The organism is Legionella pneumophila subsp. fraseri (assembly GCF_000586315.1).
GTDB lineage: Bacteria > Pseudomonadota > Gammaproteobacteria > Legionellales > Legionellaceae > Legionella > Legionella pneumophila_B.
In genome coordinates this window covers 23,032-45,844 of the sequence record NZ_JFIM01000033.1, presented here as the reverse complement: position 1 = coordinate 45,844, position 22,813 = coordinate 23,032, and the positions used below count along the sequence as shown (strand labels likewise).

The following is a 22,813-nucleotide window of genomic DNA, read 5'->3' as shown; positions in this document are numbered from 1 at the left end:
TACTCATTTCAGATTCCCTGTCAAATACTTTTTTAAATTTTTTTAATTGTTTTTCTTCAGCTTATGATAGATAAACCATATCGATCTTTAAGTGCTCATCTTGCGCATATTTTTTTCTTGCGCTATGCTTGCGGCTCTTTAATTTTTTAGAGATTTGATATGTCCAAACTTATATACCTTTTATTGATGATATTCTTTCTTAATCCTGCCTGGGCTAATACCCATTACCATCAACATCCTGTTTCACCGTTAGCTAATGCGTTACGTACTGGAACAGACACTAATGGGAATGCATTGTATTTGTGCAGGGCAAAACTGTTTAACAGTATCCAGCCAGGTAAGACATGGGCCGGATATGGCCGATGCAATGTACCTTATGGTGGCAAAGAATATGTTCTCAGCCAGTTTACTATACCGAATCAGAAGGAGTTTGGACGATACAGTTGGGAACTCAATGCAGAGCATGCATTGTTAATGGGTAAAGATACCAATGGTAATCCTTTATTCGTCTGTCAAAGTAACTTCAATGGAAGTATTCAGCCTGGGAAAACATGGCCAGGTTACTCACATTGTAATATTTCTTATGGTGGTCGAGAAATTATTACGGATAATTTTAGAATACTGAGCAGACCATCTGAAATCATTGTAAGGGCTCAACCACCCGTTCATAGACATCCCTCACCAAACAGACATTATCATTATTGATCAATATCAAGTTGATATTCTTTCATATAGGCAGAATGTCATATCGTATTGGTTTTTGTCATCATGCTGCCGAAACTCCTTGCTTCGGCAGTCCCATTCCAATTCATTGATTTCTGGAAAAAATACATCGGCCATAAATTGATGATGTATCCGAGTGATATATAAGCGATTAGCCATTAATATAGCTTGAGAATAGATTTTGGCTCCCCCGATGATCATTACCTCTGGTGCGTGAGCAGTTTCATTGATAGCCTGCCACAAAGAATTGACCACAATAACACCCGGTATTGACTGAATCGATTGACTAATCACAATATTTAGTCTGCCTGGAAGAGGTTTGCCTATTGATTCATAAGTTTTTCTGCCCATGATAACAGGCTTACCCATGGTAATCGATTTAAAGTGCTGTAAGTCGGCTGGCAAATAACAGAGTAGTTGATTGTTAATACCCAATCCTCCTGTTTCATCTATGGCAGCAATCAGGCTAATCAGAGACATTTCATTTTATCCTTGTCAAAGCCATATCTTTCGCCATCTTAACCGCCGCAAGCATACTCCCAGGGTTAGCTTTGTTCTTACCAGCTAACTCTAATGCGGTTCCGTGGTCGACAGAAGTACGAATGATCGGCAGCCCCAGAGTGATGTTGACTGCTTCATTAAATCCTGCGTATTTTAGAACTGGCAGTCCCTGATCATGGTACATAGCCACATAAGCATCACAGCTATTAGTATGGTTAGGTATAAACATTGTATCTGCTGGTAAAGGCCCTGACACATTGATACCTTGATGTTTTAAACTATTTAAAGCTGGAGCAATAATTTCAATTTCTTCTCGACCTAAATATCCTGATTCTCCAGCATGCGGGTTCAGACCAGCCACTTTTATTTTGGGGCTTTGAATTCCAAAATCATGTTTTAATGAATGATGCAATTGTTGAATGACCCTTATGATGAGCGGAGAGCTAATGGCATCAGACACCATACGCAGAGGAAGATGTGTTGTGACTAATGCCACTTTCATTTGAGAACAGGCCAACATCATCACCACTGTTTCCACCTCAAAGAAATCAGCAAAAAACTCCGTGTGGCCAGTAAACGTAATACCGGCTGCATTAATGTTTGCCTTATGAACAGGCGCTGTAACTAATGCAGAAAACTCCCCTTTGGAGCATAGCGAAGCCCCTAAAGTCAAAAGCTCCATAACATAAGCCGCATTTTGCGGATTTAATTCACCACTAATGACCGGTGCAGCGCATGGAACAGGCCATACAGTTAAATATCCTGCTTTTTTTTCGAAGCTTTGATGAGGGCCGTACTCTAAAAATTTAATACTGAGATTTAACTCACTGGCTCTTGCCTCTAATAAAGACAGATCACCCAATATCACTACGGGCAAATCGGTTTCTGCCAAAGCCAGGCATAAGTCCGGGCCAATTCCAGCAGGCTCTCCACTACTAATAAGCAGTGGGTTCATGCTAAATCCTTATCAACTATATTAATATAAGCTTGAGAACGCAAATGTTGTTGCCAATTTTGCACTGCCTCTACAAACTTACGCTGTTGTAGAAATTGCCTGACCTGTTGCTTCTTAAAAGCTTCTGAATCATCCTTCTGTCGGCGTGCAATCACTTCAATGAGATGCCAACCATACTGAGTTTTTACCGGTTTACTGACTTTATGTAATGGCAAACTGTTCATGGTTTTTTCAAACTCTGGAACTAACTCACCAGGATTAACCCATCCTAAATCACCGCCTTTCACTGCACTGGCGGCATCAAGTGAATACTGTTTAGCCATAAGAGCAAAATCTTTGCCTGACTTTATTTGCCGGTAAATGTTATTGACTTGCTTAATTGCTTCAGATGGCACCATGCTGGCATCGGGTTTAAGCAGTATATGTCTGACATGGGTTTGAGTGATCACATGACGCTGATTCTCACCGCCAACAGCTATTAATTTGATCAAATGAAATCCATTCCCTGCTCTTATCGGGCCGGCTACCTGACCTACCTTCATGTGCACTACTTCCTTAGCAAATACCTCAGGCAGTTCAGCCAAATGACGCTCACCTAAATCACCACCTTCCAATGCAAACTCTCCACTTGACTCTTCTATTGCCAAACGGCTAAAGTCTTCCCCTTTTTTAATTTTATTTAATAAGTTTTCTGCTTCGATTTTAGCTCTTTGTAGCTGCTTGGTCGTTGGCTCTTCGCTTAAAGGGATAACAATATTTTTTAAATGATAAGTTAAGTTAGAATTTTCTATGCGACCTGAAGTTTTTAAATATTGTTCCACCTGCTCATTGGTAACAATAACATCTTTGCCTACTGCTTTTTGTTGAACCCTGGAAATTATCATTTCCTTACGAATATTTTCTCTATATTCTTGCCAGCTAATCCCTTGCTTTGTAATTTCATCACGCATTTGCGATAAATTTAGATGATTTGAAGCCGCAATTTTTTCAATCGCTTCATCAATTTCAGCATTATCAATAGCAATACCATTTTGTTTTGCCATTTGCATTTCCAGATCTACGTCTATTAAATGTTGTAATACTTGCTTACGTAATACGGATTCATCTGGCATTTGCATATTTTGGGCGATAATTTGCTTTTTGGATAGCTCGACTTGAGCATTCAATTCGCTGGAAGTAATGACGTCATCATTCACTATAGCAACCACTTTATCTAATAACTGCTTTCCCTCAGCGAAACATATTCCTGAAAACAAAACGCATACCAATGCTATTCTTTTAAACATGCCATAATCCTCTTTTACATTTTTCGGGCAATTTATGTTATTCTTTGTCAAAATACAAGCAAGTTTGCTTAATTTACACCATAATTCATAAAAAATAGATTAAAATATTCTCAACCTGTATTAACCTCAACACCCAAACCTGTCTCGCTTTTATTGCGCCATTTATCATCGGATTTTAACGACGTCGGAAGGGGTCATAGTATCCTGGAATATAGGTATTCAATATCCCACTGGGATCACTGCTAGCTACTGATCCTAAGCCTTTTAATAATATTTGCAAATAAATGTTGTTATTGTACTGAGGCTCAAATTCATCATTTAAACTTCTAAAAGTTCGCCCTCCTAAAATACGCATAGCCCAGCAACAACTATCATATTGAACGCCAAGAAATGACATCATACTGTAATTTTTACTGATATTATAACTATAAGCTCCAATGCCACTCCATTTTTCACTCAGTGGCCAGGCAGCAGATAGAATGGCTTGATGTAAAGCATTATTTTCAGTGTCATTATTTCTTACTTGAGTGACGTCACCATTAACCAAATAACTATACCCACCATTGATAATGGCATTACGTGCTGGCTGATAGTGCAAATTCAAATCCGCGTTATTGGTGGCCTTTGTTGCCGGATCCCAAATATAATCCCCTGTTATTCCCCAGGCTGGATTAAATTTATATACAGCCCTTGACGCAACAGGTGATGTTCCAAAAGTAGAAGATAAGTTTCCAAAGGTATCTGGATTATCGGTACAAAATCCGGTAGGACTTTGACAAAGTTGTACTCTTCTCTCACTGAAATATTTAATTTGACCAATAGAAAAATTCGCTTTCTCCGCACCCGTTTCATCTTCTAACCACCTTGTGGTTAGGGCATAACTTAGCTGATTGGCATCTCCAATTCTATCAAACCCTGAAAAGCGATTGGTTCTAAACAATTGATCGACATTAAAAATCATAAACCCGGAATCATAAACCGGAATAAGTGTTTGGTTATAAAAAGGTACTCTTAAATAGAATAATCTGGGTTCTAAAGTTTGTATGTAATACGTACCCTTAAGATGCAAATCACGTTCGAAATATAACCCGCTATCAAGACTGTAGCGAGGTATTGTCAGGTTATAATTAGCACGAGGCGTAACCCAAGTGTAATTTCTTGAAACATCGTAATAATTTTCCACAAATTGTACCGAAGGAGTAACATATCCCCATGGCTTCGTCATTGGCACTGATAAAATGGGATTCAGATGAAATCGAGGTCCTTGAGGCATATTGTTAAGTGCTACATTCCATGAATCATTAGGCCAGTGAAACTGATCATATTGACCCAGGATATTTATATTGGCATTAAAAGGTAAATCATCATAATAACCCCGTGCCATAAGTTGCGGTAAACGTTCATAAACAGGGGAAACCGGGATTTCGTTAATCGGGTGCAATGTTTGATAACTTTGCCCCATACCCCTGAAAGTCCAGTTTTCAGTTTCATAGGTTAAATCCGCTTGTCGTAATAATTGTCTTTGAGTTACCGATGCCAAATTTGTACTGAAATCTTGCAAGTAATAATCATCAGAAACCTGTTGAAAATTAACATTTAATTGAAGATTAGGGAGAAACTGGGTTGAGTCGACCAGATTTACTTCCCAACGATTCGTGGAAAGACCTCGAATTTGAGGGAACTCTATCTCATTATTTTGTAAAAATCGGCCAAAGGCTTTATCTTTTGGTAAAAAATTTCCATTAAATGTTCCAGTGCCCTTTGAAGTCAAATACCTAAATTGCCCCCCCATCATCAAACCACGTTCTGTATAAAGATGAGGAACAAGGGTCATGTCATAATTTGGTGCCATATTCCAATAATAGGGGATACCTAAATCAGCCCCCCCCACATTGGAATAACCCACTATGGGCATCAAAAACCCTGATTTTCTATCTCTATTGGTAGGAAAACTTAAATAGGGAGTATAAAGCACTGGCCATTCATGGATACGTAATTTGGCATTTCGAGCCACACCCTTCCCTTTCGCGTTGTCTATACTGATGGACTCCGCCTCGATAGCCCAAGCCTTATCTTGAGGCGCGCAGGTAGTGTAAGTTGCCTCTTTCAAAAAGTAATCTTGATTTGCAAAACGCTTGATTAAACTCGCCCTACCCCAGGCAGGCAGCAATGCATTGCTTCTATTCGTATTAAATCGATACAGAACGTCTTCTACTTCACCTGATTTATCTTGAGGATACACAATTGCTTTTCTCGCGATCATCATTCTATCAGGTTCCAAATAACGCACATGATTCAAAAATTCAATTTTTGTTACTTCATTTGTTTTAGGATCTCTATACACATAAGCTGTTTGAGCATTAACTATTCTTTGCCCCTGCTGCATTTCTACATGCCCAGATAAGGTTGATCTTTGCGTACGATAGAAGGAAACCGTATCTGCCAGAATACGCACTTCATCTGGGTTAGCTAGTGGCGTCACCGTAGTGGGTTTATAAGAACCGAGACAAACCGGGGAGCTTGGATCCGATTGCCAACCCAAACATTGGGCAAATTTAGTTCTTATGTCATCTGTTAAATCGACCTCTCGCGCAATCACGCACGCTTGAATGGGTTCATTTATCAAGGCAGCAGAATAAGCTAAACCTTGATAATTAATCAAAGACAAAACAAAAGCAGCTATCCCTGCAACCATAAATACCCATTGCACGGAAAATAAAGATTCAGAATATTTTTTAAACAACTTTTTTAAATGACAATAGAGTAAGCCTCGCAAGAAGGCGATAAATGATATAAAACCGTATATAATTAGCTTTTTATAAAACCTCATGTTCACAGCTAACAAAATACCTTATTATTTGTGCGCGAATGAAATTACTCTTTAGATACGGGAGTATATCAACCGCACTCTGGAAATAAAAACGGGAAGTATACCATGCATGAAAGAGAAAACGCACTGAAAGAGTGGTTGGCTCAAACGATTCAACAAAAAGACTTTGTCCTCGTTCCTTTGGCAGGAGATGCAAGTTTTAGAAGATATTTTCGTATTCAATATAATGGATTAACTCAGGTAGTTATGGACGCTCCTCCAGAGAAAGAAAATATCGATCCTTTCCTGCATATAGCGAACGTTCTCGATAAAACCCAAATACCCGTCCCTGATATTCTGGCAATAAATAAAAGAGAAGGTTTCTTATTACTCAGTGATTTAGGGGATCAATTATTATTAAGTAAGTTGAATCATGAAACGGTTGATAATTATTATACCCAGGCAATCAATTTGCTATTACAAATTCAAAAATGTTCCACTGACGATCCTAAACTTCCCTTATTTGATAAAAGCTTCATGCTCAAAGAAATGAATTTATGTTTGGAATGGTTCTTGAAAGCCTATCTTTCTCTTGATTTAAAACAAGACGAATTACAACTTTTTCAACATACCATCGAGTGGATAGCCAGCGAAGTAGCCACTCAGCCAAGAGTCTTCATTCACAGGGACTACCATTCAAGAAATCTGATGTTAGTTAAAAATAAGGATAACTGTTTAGCCACTATTGATTTTCAGGATGCCATGCAAGGTCCTGTTACCTATGATTTGGTTTCTTTACTCAAAGATTGCTATATTTCATGGCCGAGAGAAAGGGTTTTAGAATGGGTATCCTGTTTTCATGAAAAATGCCCCCTCGCTAATATTTATTCTCTAACCGATTTTATTCGTGCCTTTGATCTGTGTGGTTTACAAAGACATTTAAAAGTGTTAGGTGTTTTTTGCCGTCTGTATTTGCGTGATAATAAAGCAGGTTATCTTGGAGACTTGCCTCTCACGTTAAAATATGCGTTGGAATGCACAGAAATATATGACGAATTACACCCTTTTTACAATTTTCTGCAAAAACGAGTTTATTTACCATGAAAACCGCAATGATTCTTGCAGCAGGACGCGGAGAACGATTACGCCCTTTAACTGACAAAATTCCTAAAGCGCTGTGTACAGTAAGAAACAAACCTCTAATTGAACACCATATCATTAACCTGGCCAATGCCGGCTTTGAACGACTGGTAATCAATCATGCCTACCTGGGCGGGCAAATTCGCCAATACATAGGAAATGGAAAACAATGGGGTTTGAATATTATTTATTCTCCAGAACCACCTGGCGGCCTGGAAACCGGAGGGGGGATTGTTAAAGCGTTGCCTTTACTGGGTGATGAGCCATTTTTAACAGTCAATGCCGACATTTATACTGATTTTGATTTTGCCAAGCTCCAACTCAAAAATATTGATACACTTCATCTTATTTTAATACCCAAAAATCCTTCCCTGCTTCATCATGGCGATTTTGGCTTAATCAATGAATCCTACTTAACCAATACAAATCAGGCCTACACATTTTCAGGTATTGCATGCTATAACCCAAAGGTTTTTGCCAACTGCAGACAAGGAAGGTATTCTGTTACCCCTTTACTCAGAAAATACGTGGAACAAAATAAAGCCACCGGAAGTGTTCATTCAGGAATTTGGTATGACATAGGCTCATTCGATAGACTACAGGCAGCAAATCAGTTCATCTAAAAGCCAATCTTGGTTTTTAGGTGAACCAATATATTCCTATCTGATGGATTGAGTGGTTGGAGCTTCAGCACCGGATTCAATTTCTTGCCTGATTTCTTCTCGCTTGGTTTCCACTGCTTTGGTTTCTGGATAAGCTCGTTGCACCACCTCCGTGCTCACGCCTTTATCTGCAAAATATTTGGCGACTCCCTTTTCGCTATCGTTGATTAATTGTCTGATTTCCTGTGGATCTACTTTGGTTTGGTTGCCTGTGTTGTCTATTTTAACAACCGCACCTCCTGAAATAGCAAGACCATTCTTGGCAAGCCATCCTTCTAATAATCCATCCATGGTTTTCAACTGATCTCCTTCTACCATTTTTCCATTAGAAGAAAACCCTCGCAATATTTTGGCATCGTCCCCAATAGCAACTTCGAGTTTTAATCCACTTGGTAACCCTTCCAAATGGCTTGCCAAAAATTCGGCTTTGTTTTCCTGCGTGTTTTGGTAATCTGAAGTTGGCCTTTCTTGGCCAGACCAAACTTGAGCAGAGGATAATAATTTGAATTTAACGAATTGAGCGTATTCTTTTATTTTTTCCAGCATATCATTACATTCTGGTAATAATTTCGCTTTCGTTAAAATCTGCTCAAACCTTGTTGCCATGTATTCAGCGGCTTCAATGGATGTTTCACCTACTTGCATCGCTTTTAATAAGGCATCTCTTGTGGGCAGTGTGTATTTTGGCATAACTTACTCTCAACAATGTATATTTGGTCCAGGCAATATAGTTTAATTATAGCAAACCAGCCTCATTTGGATTGATAGCTGGTTGGTGAATCGATGTTAAAAGTCTGTAAAAATCACGCCAAGGGAGATTTCATTTTTTCTATCACAGAATGCAATGTCTTCTTCTTCATGGAGTCGAAGGTAAATTCATCCACTAAAATGGCATCCCAACGCGCGTCTTCAACAGCAAGCAACTCTTCCATTTCCTGTTGTGACAACTGGCCAGACTCTACTTTTTCTTTTAACTTCTCTTTCAACTTACTCCACTTATAGCGCTTCAAATCACTCACTTTTTTGCTTAATCCATCCGCTTCAATAATAAGCTGTAAAGCATGTTCCATACGATCCACAGGCTGCTTGGAATCACCACTGAGAAAGACCGATTTTTTCAAACGGTCACGATAATGATTGTTGCCCGTCATCAAACGAGCCAACTGATGATCTAATTTGTCTGAAGGATAACGCATGGTTTGCCCAAATGGAAACGCAACTACTCGGGCAATAAAACCTAAAAACTTGGAAGGGAAATTGTGGCAAAGTGCAATCATGGATTTTTGCGCGTGGTAAAAACAATAGCTTACTGCCCATCTGGCATGCAATTGCTCATCGGGATGGTCTTGATTTAATTGAACATTTCGTAAAGCAGCCATTGCCATATAGAGATAAGACATGCCATCGGCCAATCTTGCAGACAATCGCTCCTTGCGCTTTAAATCACCTCCCAAATAAATTAAAGACAGATCAGCAAGCCAGGAATAGGCATAACTCAAACGCGCCAGTTTCTTATACTCTCTTTTCATTGAATTTTCGGGAACCGCAATAAACAAACCACTTGTCCATGCTGAACAGATTGTTTTAGCAAAATTCTGCATAAAATAATGAATATGCTTCCAAATTATCTCTCTAAATGCCTCTTTATTCTCACTGGAGATGGCGTAGAATTCATCACGAATAAACGGATGACACGCCATAGATCCCTGCCCAAAAATCAATAAATTGCGAGACATAATATTAGCCCCTTCTACCGTAATAGAAATAGGAACACTTTGATATAAACTATTTAAGTAATTGCGTGGCCCAACAACAATGGCTCGTCCAGCATGAACATCCATAGAAGCATTCACAGTGATTCGTGCCAATTCCGTATTAAAATATTTGGTAATCGCTGAAGCTACAGAGGGTTTCTTATGTTCATTCACTGCAGCAACCGTCAACAACCGAGTAGAGTTGATTAAATAATTCAAACCCGCTATTTCTGCAAGTTTTTCCTCTACTCCTTCAAACTGAGCGATTTCTACATTAAATTGGCGACGAATTCTGGCAAAAGCACCTGTTGTTAAATAAGAAATAGAAGAAGAACCTGCCCCAAGTGCTGGCAGAGATATTGAGCGCCCTATAGATAAGCACTCAACCAGCATTTGCCAACCGGATCCCGCTTTCTTTTGACCACCAATGATGGTATCAATAGGCACAAAAATATCTTTGCCACGTAAAGTTCCATTCATAAAGGGCTGATCAGCTGGTAAATGCCTATTGCCAATTTCAAGATTTTCAGTATCTCTTGGAATCAGCAAGCAAGTGATGCCCTCCTCGCCTTCACCCTTCAAAAGCCCATCCGGATCTTTCAAGTTCACGGCCAATCCAATTAAAGTCGCAACAGGAGCTAAAGTAATCCACCGTTTATCCAAGGTGATATTTAAGCCAAGTACTGATTTCCCATCTATCTTCTTTTTAACTACAATGGCTTCTGACTGGATGGAGGTCGCATCACTTCCAGCCCCTGGCTCTGTCAATGCAAAACAGGGTATCTCAACACCTTTGGCAAGACGTGGAAGATAATATGCCTTTTGCTCTTCGGTTCCATAATAATTTATTAACTCACCCGGGCCCAGGGAATTAGGAACCATTACCGTCACTGCCGCTACTCTTGAGCGAGTTGCAATTTTCATTACAATATCGGAATGGGCTCGAGCTGAGAATCCTTTGCCACCGAATTCCTTTGGTATCACTAATCCTAAAAATCCTTTCTCTTTAATGTAATTCCAAACCTTGGGAGATAAATCATATTCCTGACTAATTTCCCATTCATCCAACATACTGCACAAAGTATGAGTTTCATTATCCAAAAAAGCTTGTTCTTCTGCTGTGAGCTCTGTAGAAACTGCTGATAATCTTTGCCAATCAGGTTTTCCTGTAAAAATATCTTGTTCCAGCCAGGTATCCCCCGCGTTTAAAGCTTCTTCTTCCGTTTTAGAGAGCTTGGGCACCGATTTTCCTGCGGTTTTATACAAATAATCCCCGATGAAAAGACGTAATGCCTCTACTCGAACTACCAGCACGGCAGCTATAATAAAGAACCAAATGAATAAACCGATAATCCAGGGGAACCCAAAATAAAATGTTGCGGGAATGAGGTAGATTATGCTTCCAATTTCCCAAACCAATGGATTAATTCTTCTGGACAGTACTACCAGAGTAAAAGCCAAATAAATTAAAAAGAACACAATAGCCATAAAATACCTTCCTTTGCTATTTTATTAAGAGGTTTATAGAATAACCAGTATATACTTTTTACGCTTTATTTAGCGAGCAATAATCCTTTAAAAATTATAAGAAACATTGAAGTTAACCTTGCCAAAACAAATCAAATCATCTAGCGTAAGCAAAACAGAAAATAAAATACTAATAATGCAAAGACTGGTTTGGAACTTTGAATTTTCCTCTGAACAAACAACACCACTTACCACTTTAGGTCATGATGCTCAAGACAATCTAAAATGGGAAAAGCGCTATTTTTGGCCTACAGATCAAATCATCCGTTTAAATACTATTGACAGTTCGTTGCTTGATCTAGCCAACTATCAGAAAAAACATAAAGAAGACTATTATTATTTACTGCCTGACTCTGATCATAATATAAAACAAAGACGTAACGAATTATTGTATAAACCTGTTATTAAGCAATCTGGCTCTGCACTAGGTTTTGGGCCTAAAATTCATCTTGAAACCCCACAAACTCTCTCTTGCCATGGCGACGCTGGGCAATTGAATCGACAAGAACTATTGAAAAAAATAAAAGAAAAAGGAATCGTTGTTTTTGTTAAAAAAGAAGCTTTTGTTTTTAAATTCCCTACAACGCCAACTGTCAAGCTTGAGCTTGCTCGTCTTGAAGTCAGGGATAAAGTGTATTTCAGTGCCTGTATTGAGGGGAGATCATTAAACCTGGTAGAAACCATCAGCGTCCTTTTATTCGGAACCCAACCTTCTTTTGAATACGTTACCTTCTTAAAAAAGACTTTAAAAATATGATAAAAACTTTCATTGAAATCATTTACAGTTTCGGGAAAATTGGCCTGATATCCTTAGGCGGCGGCAATTCCATGTTAAAATTATTGGAATATGAGGCAGTCACGTACAGGCACTGGATAGGAAAAGAAGAATTTGTAGGTATGTTAGGTTCAAGTTTTTTATTCCCGGGATTAACTGGAATAAAACTGGCCGCACTAATAGGCTATAAAGCGGCCGGAATAACCGGTTTAATTCTTGCGATCATCTGCCTGAATTTACCAGGATTAATCATGGCTCTTGTGGGATATCAGTGGCTTAATTCTCATAACGGTCCAATAACACGCAAAATTATGATCTCGGTCCAATACGGCGCTTTGGCCTTGTTAGCGGCCGCTACATTTTCAGTAGTTCAAGGTGTTATTGACGTCTATTATTCTATTCCTATGGCTATTTGCTGTATTTTGTTTTTTCTTGCCCTGGCCTTTTGGAATCTATCACCCTTTTATGGCTTTTTAGCATTTATAGCCGTATGTTTTTTTGTGGTGCGTTAATATGAAAACAAACACTATCGCTTTTAATCCATTTTTTGAATAAAATTCAGGAAAATATTAATTTAAAGGAAAATTATGAAAAGGATTTTTTTTGTTGTATTTTTGCTTTGTTTAGAAACCGCTTGCAATACAGCAAAAAATAATCCTCTCCCAGCGCAATTGGCAGATAAGGCCTTAGTGCCCGGATTTAAAGAGGTACGCACTGATTTCACCAGCAGTGATGACCCAATAATTAAAAAGCAATCTCTTGAACGTGTAAAGCAACTGGCTAAAGCTTACCCTGATACCATGTTCCATCAAAAAGGCTCTTTCAGCTTGCTGATTATTTCAGGTGGTGGTGATTATGGTGCTTTTGGTGCTGGATTATTGAATGGGTGGACAAAATCCGGTTCTCGGCCAACATTTACAACCGTGACAGGTATAAGTACTGGGGCATTAATAGCACCTTTAGCTTTTGCTGGCCCCAAGTATGATGCTACATTAAAAAAAGTGTATACAACCATTACCACGAAGGATGTACTGAGTAATAAACCTGTATTATGGACTCTGTTAACAGGAGGTAGCGCCCTTAAAGGAACCAAACCATTACAAGACCTGATTGCTCGTCATGTCGATGAAAAATTGCTTAATGACATTGCCAAAGGCTATTATCAAGGGCGACGGCTTTATGTAGGGACATCCAATCTTTACTCTCGAAAACTGGTGGTATGGGATATGACCCGCATTGCGGCAAGCAAAAACCCCGAGAGAGTTCAGTTATTCCGAAAAATTCTGCTTGCTTCTGCCAGCATTCCCGTGGTCATGCCGCCTGTTTATTTTGATGTCATGGCCAACGGGAAACCCTACACAGAAATGCACGTCGATGGCTCAACAACGTTTGCTGTCTTTTTAAGCCGTCTTGGTTCTGATATTAAAACTGCGAAAAAACATTTCAAACTGAAAGAAAAACCAAACGTTAAAATCTACGTGATTCGCAATAACCAGAATCAATTCCATTACAAAGTAATCAAACCTAAATTATTGGTCATTGGCAAACGGGCGATAGAAAGCGTCACCGCATCCCAGGGGGCTGCCGATGTTATTTTTGTCTATCTTTGTGCACTTATAGAGGGAGTTGACTTTAATTTAGCTAATGTTCCGAATGAATTTGATTCAAACTCGGAAGAATTGTTTGATACTCAAAGAATGAATCAGTTGTATCAAATTGGTTATTCCAAAGCGGTAAAAGGTTACCCCTGGCAAAAAATTCCTCCCGATGTAAGGGCTTTGCATGGTAACTAAATCACCTGGAAACATGAAATGAAAAAAACTGGAGTTCCGCATGGATATTACTCTGGATAATCCGGATTATTATATTAATAGAGAATTTTCTGCTATAGCCTTCAATCAGAGAGTGCTGATGCTTGCTAATGATGAACGCGTCCCCTTATTGGAAAGGATGAGATTTCTTAGCATCTGTAGCAGTAATCTTGATGAATTTTTTGAAATCCGGGTGGCTGGATTGAAAGAAAAAATAGCCATGTCTTCAGGCAAATTGACCATAGATGGATTACGGGCTGATGAAGCATTCAGCCAAATTAGCCAAAAAGCTCATGCTTTAATCGATCAGCTTTACAGTATCTTTAACAAACAATTACTTCCAGCTTTGCGTAAAGAAAACATCCATTTCCTTGAAACAGAGCAATGGACTGATGACATCCATTTGTGGGCAAAACATTATTTTAAACATGAAATCTTACCCGTTATAAGCCCAATTGCTCTTGATTTGGCTCATCCTCTCCCAAGACTTATCAATAAAAGTTTAAACTTTATCATTTCACTGAGTGGAAAAGATGCTTTTGATCGTAATATCAATTACGCAGTTGTTCACGCCCCTCGCTCGATTCCTCGTATGATCCATTTGCCTTCAGAGCTCTGTGGAGACGCCCATTATTTTGTTTATTTATCTTCCATTATTAAAACGCATATTAATAGCTTATTTCCTGGTATGGAAATCAGTGGCTGTTATTCATTTCGGCTGACGCGAAATAGCGATTTATTTTTAAGGGAAGAGGAAATAGACGATTTAGCTAAAGCCGTACAAAGAGAGATATTTTCCCGTCATTATGGCCATGTCGTGAGACTGGAAATTGAAAACAAATGCCCCGAAAAAATTGTTGATTTTCTCCTGCAAAAATATCATTTGCGGCATGAAGACACCTACTATTGTGATGGGCCTGTTAATTTACAACGATATATGAGTGCCATTAACAGCATCGATAGACCTGATCTGAATTACCCTGCTTTTACCCCACAATACCCCAAATTCTCCAAATCACAACGTAATTTGTTTAATGTTCTTGATGAACAAGACATTCTATTACATCATCCCTATCAAGCATTTGATTTAGTCATTGATTTTGTCAGACAAGCAGCTTCAGACCCTAATGTACTGGCAATTAATCAAACACTTTACAGAACCCACTCGGAATCAGTGATGGTCGATGCGCTGGTTAACGCCGCTCATTCCGGAAAAGAAGTAACTGCTGTCATTGAACTAAGAGCCCGTTTTGACGAAGAGTCCAACTTAAAATTGGCTAACAAGCTGCATGCTGCCGGGATCCTGGTACTCTATGGAGTAGTAGGCTATAAAACTCATGCGAAAATGACTCTGGTTGTTCGAAGAACGCATGGTAAATTAAAACGATACGTGCACCTAAGCACGGGAAACTATCACGAACAAACCGCCAAGAAATACACAGACCTGGGATTATTAACCAGTGAACCCACTATTACTTCTGATGCTCAGCTTATTTTTCAGCAATTAACAGGTCTTGGGAAAGTCGTTAAGCTAAAAGCCTTGAGCCATTCACCCTTTACCTTGCAAAAAACTCTTTTACAGTACATTGAGCAATGCGCTACTGCCGCTACAGAAGGTATTGATACTGAAATCATCCTGAAAGTGAATGGATTAACTGATAAAGTGACCATTCAAGCATTATATAAGGCATCACAGGCAGGCGTTAAAATTAATCTTCTTGTACGTGGTGTATGTTGTTTAAAACCAGGATTACCTGGTGTGTCTGAGAACATCAGAGTCTTGTCTTTTATTGGCAGATTCCTTGAACATCATAGAGTGTTTTATTTTCGCATCAACGAAGAAGAACATTATTTTTGTTCCAGCGCCGATCTGATGGAAAGAAATTTATATAATCGCATTGAAATCATGTTTCCCATTTATGATGAGGAATGTCAAAAAAGGATAAAAAACGAAATCATTAAAAACTATCTTAAAGATAATAACAATGTTTGGGAAATGCAAAGTGACGGGGCCTATAAGCATATCTTGCAAAGCGGCAGCTGCGCTCAGGAAAAATTAATTGCGCTTTTCGAGGAAGAAGATAAATCAATTTAGTCTGAAAAAACCGCACTAGAAACAACGCGATTGAGTAAAACAATAAGTAGCCCAGATATATCGAGCTATTTAAATCAGCAAGGTTTTACTGGACCTCCCCGGTTCTTCTCGCGCCAGGCGGGGCAATAAATATCCTGGCACAAGGGATTGTAATTGATGGTAGATTGACTGAGCCCTGAGAAAAGGCATATCGAAATGTGCTGAACCTTTCACTTTATCGAGTAAATGCAAGTAATAAGGCGTGATCCCGTAATCAAAAAGCGTATGGCTTAGCTTTGATAAAATCACTGCATCATCATTTACTCCGGCTAATAAGACGGATTGATTCAGTAAATAACAACCTGCTTTCTTCAAATCAGAGCAAGCCTGCAATACACTCTCATCCAACTCCTGCGGATGATTGCAATGAACAACCATCACTTTCTTAAAACGTGTATTTGTTAATAAATCAAGTAATCCTTTGTCAATACGTTCTGGTAAAACAATAGGAATTCGAGTATGAATTCTTAGAGTGTGTACATGCGAAATTTTTTCCAAAGATTGGAGTAACTCTTCTAGAACCAAATTGGCAGCGAGTAATGGATCTCCACCACTTAAAATAACTTCGGTAATACTGGGATCATTTGCAATGTAGGCACAAACCTCTTTCCATCCCTGGCGACCAGGATTATTCGCTTGATAAGGAAAATGCCTTCTAAAACAATAACGGCAATTCACTGCACAAACACCGGTTAAAGTCAACAAAACACGTCCGTGATATTTATGCAATAACCCTTTAATGAGGGTATTACTTTCACTTAGAGGATCGATAACATAACCTTCTGCTTCGGCAAGCTCTTCTTCTTTTGCAAGAACCTGTAACAGTAAGGGATCCTGAGGATTTCCTTTTTGCATTCGGTTAGCAAAACCTCTAGGGATTCGACTTGGAAATTGTTTTTCAGCGAATAAATTTTCTCCGGATCTCGGCAATTCCAGGAAATTTAATAAATCAGTTGTTGAAGTAAACCCTTGTGCTAAAATTTTTTGCCAACTCAAAGAGGTATCTCGCATTAAAGTTACAGACTTGATAAACTGTGCGAACTTTAGCGAAAATACAGCAAAATCTCAACTATGGAGCAGAAATGGCAATCTATAGCACAAATGAATTTAAAAACGGCTTAAAAGTAATGGTTGATGATGCTCCGTGCAGCATTCTTGACTGTGAATTTGTAAAACCCGGAAAAGGTCAAGCATTCACTCGCATAAAAATTCGTAATCTAAAAACCGGACGCGTTGTAGAACGTACATTTAAATCGGGTGACACCTTACCCTCTGCTGATGTGGCTGACGTAGAAATGCAGTATCTATATAATGATGGCGAATACTGGCATTTTATGGTTCCTGATACGTTTGAACAATATGGCATAACTGAAAATGTATTAGCCGATGCGGCACAATGGTTAAAGGAACAGGATATTTGTGTAGTGACCCTATGGAATAATGAACCTATACAGGTGACACCACCAAACTTTGTCATTTTGGCAATCACTGAAACAGATCCTGGATTAAAAGGAGACACTTCTGGTGGTGGTGGAAAGCCAGCCACATTGGAAACAGGTGCCGTGGTTCGCGTGCCATTGTTTGTTCAAACTGGCGAACTGATTAAAGTAGACACCCGCAAAGGCGAATACGTGTCTCGAGCTAAAGAATAATTATTAACAGGAATAGCCTTCATTTGATTTGAAGGCTTGCCTTGCCTACCCGGAAATTAGAAATCGTAATCTCCCCCCCAATATCCATAAGGACCTACATAAGAAGGTGACGAATAGTAGTTATTACCCCAATAAGGACGATTGCTATAATATCCAACCGAATAAACATAGTCATTGCTATAACCTGATTCGTAAGAAACATCATCAATAGCCACACCATCAACCGCACATCCAGTTAGCAGGAATAATGATGCGCCAGCAGTGATTGTAACAATTAACTTATTCATAATTGCTTCCTGGCAATATAACTGTTCTTTAATTATAAGATAGTATTATTAATTGCTCAAATTGCTTTCTTTTAATATAGATAGGTATCAGACTTGCCTTCAATAAGACAGAACTTACGATAAACCCCAAGGTCGAGGCAAAAAACGTTGTTAATGAGGAGGTTTAGATAAACCAAATGACCAAATTAAAAACCTTTTTTAACCAAAGAGATTGGGGTTTATCGTAAGTCCTGAAGAATTAAATTTGTTTCAACAGAGAATAAAAAGAGAGTTTAAGTACAGGTAACGACTTCCCGGTTTCTGAGCCGCAACTGAAAGACACTGTGGAGATTTATGTAGAGCTTCAGGTTTCCTACCCTTTGTAGGCTTACACACCACCCTCCAAAACGACCTCCTAATCTGGCACTACTTACTGGTTCAGCCAGGATCAGTCATCACCTATATTTAAAATAATAGACTAACAGCCCCATTATTGGCAAATTTTTAAACAATTATTCACCAGATGATTATCTGCCTTTCCTTGACAAATGATTTGCAGAAGCCTGAACTGTCGGCATAATAATCATTTGCTCAATATCGACATGCAGAGGTCTTGTGGCGCAATATAAAGCAGCATCAGCAATGTCATCAGCCATAAGCGGTTGAAAATCCTTATAGAAATCTATAGCTCGCTGTTTGTCTTTCCAGCGAACCTCGCTAAACTCAGTCTCAACAGCACCTGGCGCAATTTCCGTCACTCGAACCGCACTTCCTAACATATCCAGTCGCATGGATTTTGATATCGCATGAACAGCATGCTTGGTGGCCGAATAAACATTTCCATTAGGATAACACTCATGACCTGCTATGGAACCGATATTAATGACATGCCCGCTATTTCGTTCTAACATCCCTGGAAGAATTAGCCGGCTAATATAAAGCAATCCTTTAATATTGGTATCTATCATGGTGTCCCAATGCTCCAATATTCCTTGATGCAAAGGCAAAGTATCCAGAGCCAAACCCGCATTATTGATTAACACATCAATAGAGCGCCACTGACCAGGTAACGATTCGATTTGTTGCCTCACCAAATCTTTCTTGCTGACATCCAAGGGAAGAATATAATGTTCTTGATTGTTATGATGTTTTAACTCGCTGGATAATTCATGTAAACGTTCAACTCGCCGTGCCGCCAAAATGAGTCGTGCTCCTTGCGCAGCAAAAAGTCGGGCGCAAGCCTGTCCAATGCCGCTGGACGCACCGGTTATCATTACAATTTTATTGTTTAAAAAATTCATCCTCTCCCCCATCATTATCAAGTACAATATATTTACCGTTAAATCGAACCAGAACTTGAACAAAAACAACAGCAATAGAGTTCATTACAATCAAGATGAGCGCTCCATCAAATTCGATGAAACTCTTTGGGGATAGAAATCACAGGATCCTCTCCATGATCAGAAGCCATAGTCGATGATTGCATCAATTGATTTGCCAACTTAACTTCACTGAAACCCGATATCCCTACCCCTAAAGCATTTACAAATTGAATTGTAAATTCAGTAGAGTCTTCGTCATAGATTTCTGTATTGGTAAAACAAGTCCAGTCGGAACGTATTCCAAAATACTCCTTCCTGTTCATTTTTGCAAAGCAATAATCCCGCAAATCTCCCACAAAATTTAACCAGGGATCACACACTATATCGTTATCAATGATTAAAAAGGCATGGTTGGAAATGGTCATAATAGAAATTGGAATGCAAGTGGAAAAATCAGATAACTTATCTTCAACCAATTGCATCAATAAACGTTGAAATGCTAAAAAGGCTTGCTGCATACAATTTCCTGACTGTAGATCATCAATAATTTTTGCGCATTTTAAAAGACGCTCCAACAAACTGATTTTGGTGTTACTCAAAATCTTATCGCATTCTGTCTGACAGAGATAAACCAAAGGCGCAAAAAACTTATTTTCTTTTTTTTGATTGGGAATATTACACGCTTTTATATTGTCATGAATGTATTTGACAATCTCCAGTGCTGTTTTCTTAATTTGTTCTTTGCTCATCAATTTTCCAATTATAAACACAGGCGGTTCTTATTTTGTTATCTATTATACTTTTTTAAATCAAAAACCGCTTGTAAAGTGACAAAAACATATCCCGTTAGGTTAATTTAAATGCAAAAATTAATATTATCTTAATAATTAACTTATAAAATAGCAGCCTCAGTGAGCCAGGCTCTGTTTTTACAGCAGTCCAGCTCATTATTATCAGAGGTTCAATGTGTCATATCGTAATTAACTATTAAAAGAGAGTGTAACATGTTCACAAAATCCTGTGCCAAAGCGGCTGATAAAAATAGACAGGAATTATTTATGGATAGCCTTTTAGGTGATTTTCAAAAGATGAAAGAAAAAGCACTCAATCAGCAACAAGAAAAACGCTCCAAAAAAAGAGAGCTTCACTGCAAATCTTCTGAAAAAACAAAAAAGCCGAATCAGCATGCCGCCCTTACTCATTCTCAAGTTCAGGAAGTTAAAGCAAAAGTCCGGACAGTTAATGATAAATTCCATCTCAATGCTGAAGAAAAAAAACTCTGGGAGCTGATTCTGCTTGGCAATCAATTGGCACAAAACATCAGTTCCTGTGATTTACCTACCGATAATGAAGACGATGCGTCACTGGTTAAGCTAACTCAAATTTTCGCTGATGAAACTCTGGAAAGAACTGATTTGACCTGGCTAAATAAAATTCTGAAGATTGCTCTGTATAGCAGAGGCTCCGGTTTTGGTAATTGCCAGGAAAAAGCTTTTTTTGCTTTTGCACTTCTGTTACACCAGGCACAAAAACCAGAAAGCCTAATTTACTCCCTGCGATTAGCGACCTTTAATAATCATTTTATATTAATTGTCAATGAACAGTTTTTAATGGACCCCTGGTTAAATTTAGCTTTCCCCTTATCAAAAGGTAATCAACAACTGGAAATAGCTTACGTTTTTGAGGGATTCGGCCGACTTGTGAATTATTTTTCAATCAATCAGGAAGGTCAATGTTTTACTCATGCGGTTCGAGAAGGAGGCACTACAGAGCGTGACACATCATCTGAAAAAGACATGGCAAACTGTATTCATTCGCTACTTGATCACAGGGATTATTTTGATCTATCAATCGTTTCGGAGAGAGAAATTCATACCAATACAAAAAGAAGAAAATATGAGCATCAGGAACAAGAAGTGCCTCAACCTAGACAAGAAACAGCCAATCAATCCACAGAAACAGTAAATATTGACTCAAACCATAACACTTGGGATAACAAACAGACAGCAGACGATTTTCTAGAGCAGTTTGAGCAAACACACCCTGTCTACAATCCAGCTTTCTTTTCATTTGGTCAAGAGGATGTTGGTTTAAAACCAGACCTCCAAAAGAATTTATTTAAATTTTAAATCATCACTGTTTGTCCCTTTTCCCTGAACTGGCCGCTGTCTTTAAAGGCAGCGGCTACTTTGAATGAAAACAGAAAGACATAAGACGGCTTAAGCGACGGTGAATCAAACCAATTCTACTTCTTGCTCAGCCCCTGTTGTACTATTGCCTGCACTGTAGGAGTGAGAACCAACCCCGGCTAAACGGCCTTGAGACACAATCAAATATTCATCCCTAATTGGTTTGTTCCCTAGCCAACACTCTAATATTTCTCTGACTCCCGCGGCATACCGCGCTTGTGCGGACAAGGTAGTTCCTGAGGTATGTGGTGTCATGGCGTGATTTGGCATCGATCTCCATGGATGGTTTTTGGCTGGAGGTTGTGGGAACCAAACGTCTCCGGCATAACCAGCCAAATGCCCAGATTCCAGAGCTTTGGCCACAGCGTGCTGATCGCATATTTTCCCCCTGGCGGTATTGATTAAATAAGAGCCTCGTCTCATCTGTTTTATTAATCGCTCATCAAAAAGGTATTCTGTTTCCGGATGCAATGGACAATGAATCGATACCACATCACAAACTTTCACCATGGATTCAACAGAGGGGTGATAAGTCAAATTCAGTTCCTGCTCCAACTGTACTGGCAGTCTATGCCTGTCGGTATAATGCAGTTTTACAGCAAATGGCTTTAAGCGTCTTAAAACAGCCAATCCAATTCGCCCTGCAGCAACACATCCCACCTGCATGCCTTCCAAATCATAAGAGCGACTGACGCAATCCGCGATATTCCACCCGCCATCAATTACCGTATTGTATTGGGGAATAAAATCCCGCACCAAGGCCAAAATCATCATTACTGTATGTTCAGCAACGCTGATGCTATTACAATAAGTGACCTCACAAACAGTGATATTATGTTCCATGGCTGCTTGCAAATCGACATGATCTGAACCAATACCTGCTGTAATTGCCAGCTTAAGTTTAGGCGCTCTCTCAATACGTTCACGAGTTAAATAGGCTGGCCAAAAAGGTTGGGAAATGACGACAGTAGCGTCTTTCAGCTCCCTGGCAAATACTGAATCAGGGCCATCCTTATCAGAGGTTACTATAAATTGATGTCCATTGCTTTCAAGAAATTGTCTCAGTCCCAATTCACCACTAACAGAACCTAGCAGTTCACCTGGAATAAAATCCATCGAATCAGGAGCAGGTAGGCTTTGACCATCAGGATATTGATCCAATTCTGGAATGGATTCTCTGGCATAGTTTGGAGGAAAGCCACCCTTGGGATCATCATAAAGTACACAAACAATTTTTTGCTGACTCTGGTTGAACATACCTGACTCCTTTTCATAGTTTGAAGTAAAAACATCCTGATTTTTTTACA

General features: G+C 39.1%; 20 protein-coding genes. 9 read left to right on the top strand and 11 right to left on the bottom strand.

Annotated elements, in window-relative coordinates; translation table 11 throughout:
* Positions 1-159: 159 nt before the first annotated feature.
* Positions 160-705, top strand: a complete 546-nt coding sequence (locus tag CC34_RS0108515; protein ID WP_028379413.1) for a DUF3421 domain-containing protein — start codon at positions 160-162, stop codon at positions 703-705.
* A gap of 6 nt (positions 706-711) precedes the next feature.
* On the opposite strand, the gene CC34_RS0108510 is transcribed toward CC34_RS0108515, so the two are convergent.
* The 4 genes from CC34_RS0108510 to CC34_RS0108495 all read right to left on the bottom strand — a co-directional run bounded on the left by CC34_RS0108510 (position 712) and on the right by CC34_RS0108495 (position 6,160).
* A complete protein-coding gene (locus tag CC34_RS0108510) occupies positions 712-1,203 on the bottom strand; it encodes a dihydrofolate reductase (RefSeq protein WP_028379412.1) in 492 nt (163 codons plus the stop codon).
* A 1-nt stretch (position 1,204) separates the two neighbouring features.
* Positions 1,205-2,179 (bottom strand): 4-hydroxythreonine-4-phosphate dehydrogenase PdxA, encoded by a 975-nt coding sequence (gene pdxA, locus CC34_RS0108505; RefSeq protein WP_028379411.1) that lies wholly within the window; start codon positions 2,177-2,179, stop codon positions 1,205-1,207.
* Positions 2,176-3,465 carry a peptidylprolyl isomerase gene (locus tag CC34_RS0108500; RefSeq protein ID WP_028379410.1) on the bottom strand — a complete coding sequence of 430 codons (1,290 nt, stop codon included), beginning with the start codon at positions 3,463-3,465 and terminating at the stop codon, positions 2,176-2,178. Before CC34_RS0108500 ends, pdxA begins: the two co-directional genes overlap by 4 nt.
* A gap of 175 nt (positions 3,466-3,640) precedes the next feature.
* Entirely contained in the window at positions 3,641-6,160 is a 2,520-nt protein-coding gene (locus CC34_RS0108495) for an LPS-assembly protein LptD (protein ID WP_028378661.1), read from the bottom strand.
* 240 nt (positions 6,161-6,400) lie between these two features.
* On the opposite strand from CC34_RS0108495, the gene CC34_RS0108490 reads away from it, so the two are divergent.
* A complete protein-coding gene (locus CC34_RS0108490; protein WP_028378660.1) occupies positions 6,401-7,378 on the top strand; it encodes an aminoglycoside phosphotransferase family protein in 978 nt (325 codons plus the stop codon).
* Positions 7,375-8,037 carry an N-acetylmuramate alpha-1-phosphate uridylyltransferase MurU gene (gene murU / locus CC34_RS0108485; protein ID WP_028379409.1) on the top strand — a complete coding sequence of 221 codons (663 nt, stop codon included), beginning with the start codon at positions 7,375-7,377 and terminating at the stop codon, positions 8,035-8,037. Before CC34_RS0108490 ends, murU begins: the two co-directional genes overlap by 4 nt.
* Positions 8,038-8,073: 36 nt before the next feature.
* Here murU and dotY read toward each other — a convergent pair whose 3' ends face one another.
* Together dotY and CC34_RS0108475 are read right to left on the bottom strand one after the other, a co-directional pair.
* Positions 8,074-8,766, bottom strand: a complete 693-nt coding sequence (gene dotY, locus CC34_RS0108480) for a type 4 secretion system coupling complex assembly protein DotY (RefSeq protein ID WP_028378658.1) — start codon at positions 8,764-8,766, stop codon at positions 8,074-8,076.
* 113 nt (positions 8,767-8,879) lie between these two features.
* Positions 8,880-11,318, bottom strand: coding sequence for an acyl-CoA dehydrogenase (locus CC34_RS0108475; protein WP_028378657.1), 2,439 nt, complete (start codon positions 11,316-11,318; stop codon positions 8,880-8,882).
* A 175-nt stretch (positions 11,319-11,493) separates the two neighbouring features.
* On the opposite strand from CC34_RS0108475, the gene CC34_RS0108470 reads away from it, so the two are divergent.
* The 4 genes from CC34_RS0108470 (at position 11,494) to ppk1 (ending at position 16,038) form a co-directional block, all read left to right on the top strand.
* Positions 11,494-12,114, top strand: a complete 621-nt coding sequence (locus CC34_RS0108470) for a hypothetical protein (protein ID WP_028379408.1) — start codon at positions 11,494-11,496, stop codon at positions 12,112-12,114.
* On the top strand, positions 12,111-12,644 hold the full coding sequence (locus CC34_RS0108465) for a chromate transporter (RefSeq protein WP_011945532.1): 534 nt from the start codon (positions 12,111-12,113) through the stop codon (positions 12,642-12,644). Before CC34_RS0108470 ends, CC34_RS0108465 begins: the two co-directional genes overlap by 4 nt.
* 75 nt (positions 12,645-12,719) lie before the next feature.
* On the top strand, positions 12,720-13,925 hold the full coding sequence (locus CC34_RS0108460) for a patatin-like phospholipase family protein (RefSeq protein WP_027228508.1): 1,206 nt from the start codon (positions 12,720-12,722) through the stop codon (positions 13,923-13,925).
* Positions 13,926-13,965: 40 nt separating this feature from the next.
* Positions 13,966-16,038, top strand: coding sequence for a polyphosphate kinase 1 (gene ppk1, locus CC34_RS0108455; protein ID WP_027228509.1), 2,073 nt, complete (start codon positions 13,966-13,968; stop codon positions 16,036-16,038).
* Between the two features lie 69 nt (positions 16,039-16,107).
* Here ppk1 and epmB read toward each other — a convergent pair whose 3' ends face one another.
* Positions 16,108-17,088: an EF-P beta-lysylation protein EpmB gene (gene epmB / locus CC34_RS0108450; protein WP_027228510.1), complete on the bottom strand. Its 981-nt coding sequence runs from the start codon at positions 17,086-17,088 to the stop codon at positions 16,108-16,110.
* Between the two features lie 71 nt (positions 17,089-17,159).
* On the opposite strand from epmB, the gene efp reads away from it, so the two are divergent.
* Positions 17,160-17,729 carry an elongation factor P gene (gene efp / locus CC34_RS0108445; RefSeq protein WP_028379407.1) on the top strand — a complete coding sequence of 190 codons (570 nt, stop codon included), beginning with the start codon at positions 17,160-17,162 and terminating at the stop codon, positions 17,727-17,729.
* Positions 17,730-17,785: 56 nt separating this feature from the next.
* Here the strand turns inward: efp and CC34_RS0108440 are convergent, their stop codons facing one another.
* From CC34_RS0108440 to CC34_RS0108425, 3 genes are all read right to left on the bottom strand, one after another.
* The gene (locus CC34_RS0108440) at positions 17,786-18,016 is read right to left on the bottom strand and encodes a hypothetical protein (protein WP_027228511.1); all 231 of its coding nucleotides are present in this window, start codon (positions 18,014-18,016) and stop codon (positions 17,786-17,788) included.
* Between the two features lie 506 nt (positions 18,017-18,522).
* Positions 18,523-19,296, bottom strand: a complete 774-nt coding sequence (locus tag CC34_RS0108435) for an SDR family NAD(P)-dependent oxidoreductase (protein ID WP_027228512.1) — start codon at positions 19,294-19,296, stop codon at positions 18,523-18,525.
* Between the two features lie 107 nt (positions 19,297-19,403).
* The gene (locus CC34_RS0108425; RefSeq protein WP_080274173.1) at positions 19,404-20,087 is read right to left on the bottom strand and encodes a hypothetical protein; all 684 of its coding nucleotides are present in this window, start codon (positions 20,085-20,087) and stop codon (positions 19,404-19,406) included.
* 234 nt (positions 20,088-20,321) lie between these two features.
* On the opposite strand from CC34_RS0108425, the gene ceg10 reads away from it, so the two are divergent.
* Positions 20,322-21,446, top strand: a complete 1,125-nt coding sequence (ceg10, locus tag CC34_RS0108420) for a Ceg14 family Dot/Icm T4SS effector (protein ID WP_028379405.1) — start codon at positions 20,322-20,324, stop codon at positions 21,444-21,446.
* A 105-nt stretch (positions 21,447-21,551) separates the two neighbouring features.
* On the opposite strand, the gene CC34_RS0108415 is transcribed toward ceg10, so the two are convergent.
* Positions 21,552-22,763 (bottom strand): NAD-dependent formate dehydrogenase, encoded by a 1,212-nt coding sequence (locus CC34_RS0108415; RefSeq protein WP_028379404.1) that lies wholly within the window; start codon positions 22,761-22,763, stop codon positions 21,552-21,554.
* Positions 22,764-22,813 lie beyond the last annotated feature (50 nt).

Excerpts from the sequence above, each read along its gene's own strand:
- CC34_RS0108515 (WP_028379413.1), top strand. The coding sequence starts at position 160 with ATGTCCAAACTTATATACCTTTTATTGATGATATTCTTTCTTAATCCT.
- CC34_RS0108510 (WP_028379412.1), bottom strand. The coding sequence starts at position 1,203 with ATGTCTCTGATTAGCCTGATTGCTGCCATAGATGAAACAGGAGGATTG.
- pdxA (WP_028379411.1), bottom strand. The coding sequence starts at position 2,179 with ATGAACCCACTGCTTATTAGTAGTGGAGAGCCTGCTGGAATTGGCCCG.
- CC34_RS0108500 (WP_028379410.1), bottom strand. The coding sequence starts at position 3,465 with ATGTTTAAAAGAATAGCATTGGTATGCGTTTTGTTTTCAGGAATATGT.
- CC34_RS0108495 (WP_028378661.1), bottom strand. The coding sequence starts at position 6,160 with ATGGTTGCAGGGATAGCTGCTTTTGTTTTGTCTTTGATTAATTATCAA.
- CC34_RS0108490 (WP_028378660.1), top strand. The coding sequence starts at position 6,401 with ATGCATGAAAGAGAAAACGCACTGAAAGAGTGGTTGGCTCAAACGATT.
- murU (WP_028379409.1), top strand. The coding sequence starts at position 7,375 with ATGAAAACCGCAATGATTCTTGCAGCAGGACGCGGAGAACGATTACGC.
- dotY (WP_028378658.1), bottom strand. The coding sequence starts at position 8,766 with ATGCCAAAATACACACTGCCCACAAGAGATGCCTTATTAAAAGCGATG.
- CC34_RS0108475 (WP_028378657.1), bottom strand. The coding sequence starts at position 11,318 with ATGGCTATTGTGTTCTTTTTAATTTATTTGGCTTTTACTCTGGTAGTA.
- CC34_RS0108470 (WP_028379408.1), top strand. The coding sequence starts at position 11,494 with ATGCAAAGACTGGTTTGGAACTTTGAATTTTCCTCTGAACAAACAACA.
- CC34_RS0108465 (WP_011945532.1), top strand. The coding sequence starts at position 12,111 with ATGATAAAAACTTTCATTGAAATCATTTACAGTTTCGGGAAAATTGGC.
- CC34_RS0108460 (WP_027228508.1), top strand. The coding sequence starts at position 12,720 with ATGAAAAGGATTTTTTTTGTTGTATTTTTGCTTTGTTTAGAAACCGCT.
- ppk1 (WP_027228509.1), top strand. The coding sequence starts at position 13,966 with ATGGATATTACTCTGGATAATCCGGATTATTATATTAATAGAGAATTT.
- epmB (WP_027228510.1), bottom strand. The coding sequence starts at position 17,088 with ATGCGAGATACCTCTTTGAGTTGGCAAAAAATTTTAGCACAAGGGTTT.
- efp (WP_028379407.1), top strand. The coding sequence starts at position 17,160 with ATGGCAATCTATAGCACAAATGAATTTAAAAACGGCTTAAAAGTAATG.
- CC34_RS0108440 (WP_027228511.1), bottom strand. The coding sequence starts at position 18,016 with ATGAATAAGTTAATTGTTACAATCACTGCTGGCGCATCATTATTCCTG.
- CC34_RS0108435 (WP_027228512.1), bottom strand. The coding sequence starts at position 19,296 with ATGAATTTTTTAAACAATAAAATTGTAATGATAACCGGTGCGTCCAGC.
- ceg10 (WP_028379405.1), top strand. The coding sequence starts at position 20,322 with ATGTTCACAAAATCCTGTGCCAAAGCGGCTGATAAAAATAGACAGGAA.
- CC34_RS0108415 (WP_028379404.1), bottom strand. The coding sequence starts at position 22,763 with ATGTTCAACCAGAGTCAGCAAAAAATTGTTTGTGTACTTTATGATGAT.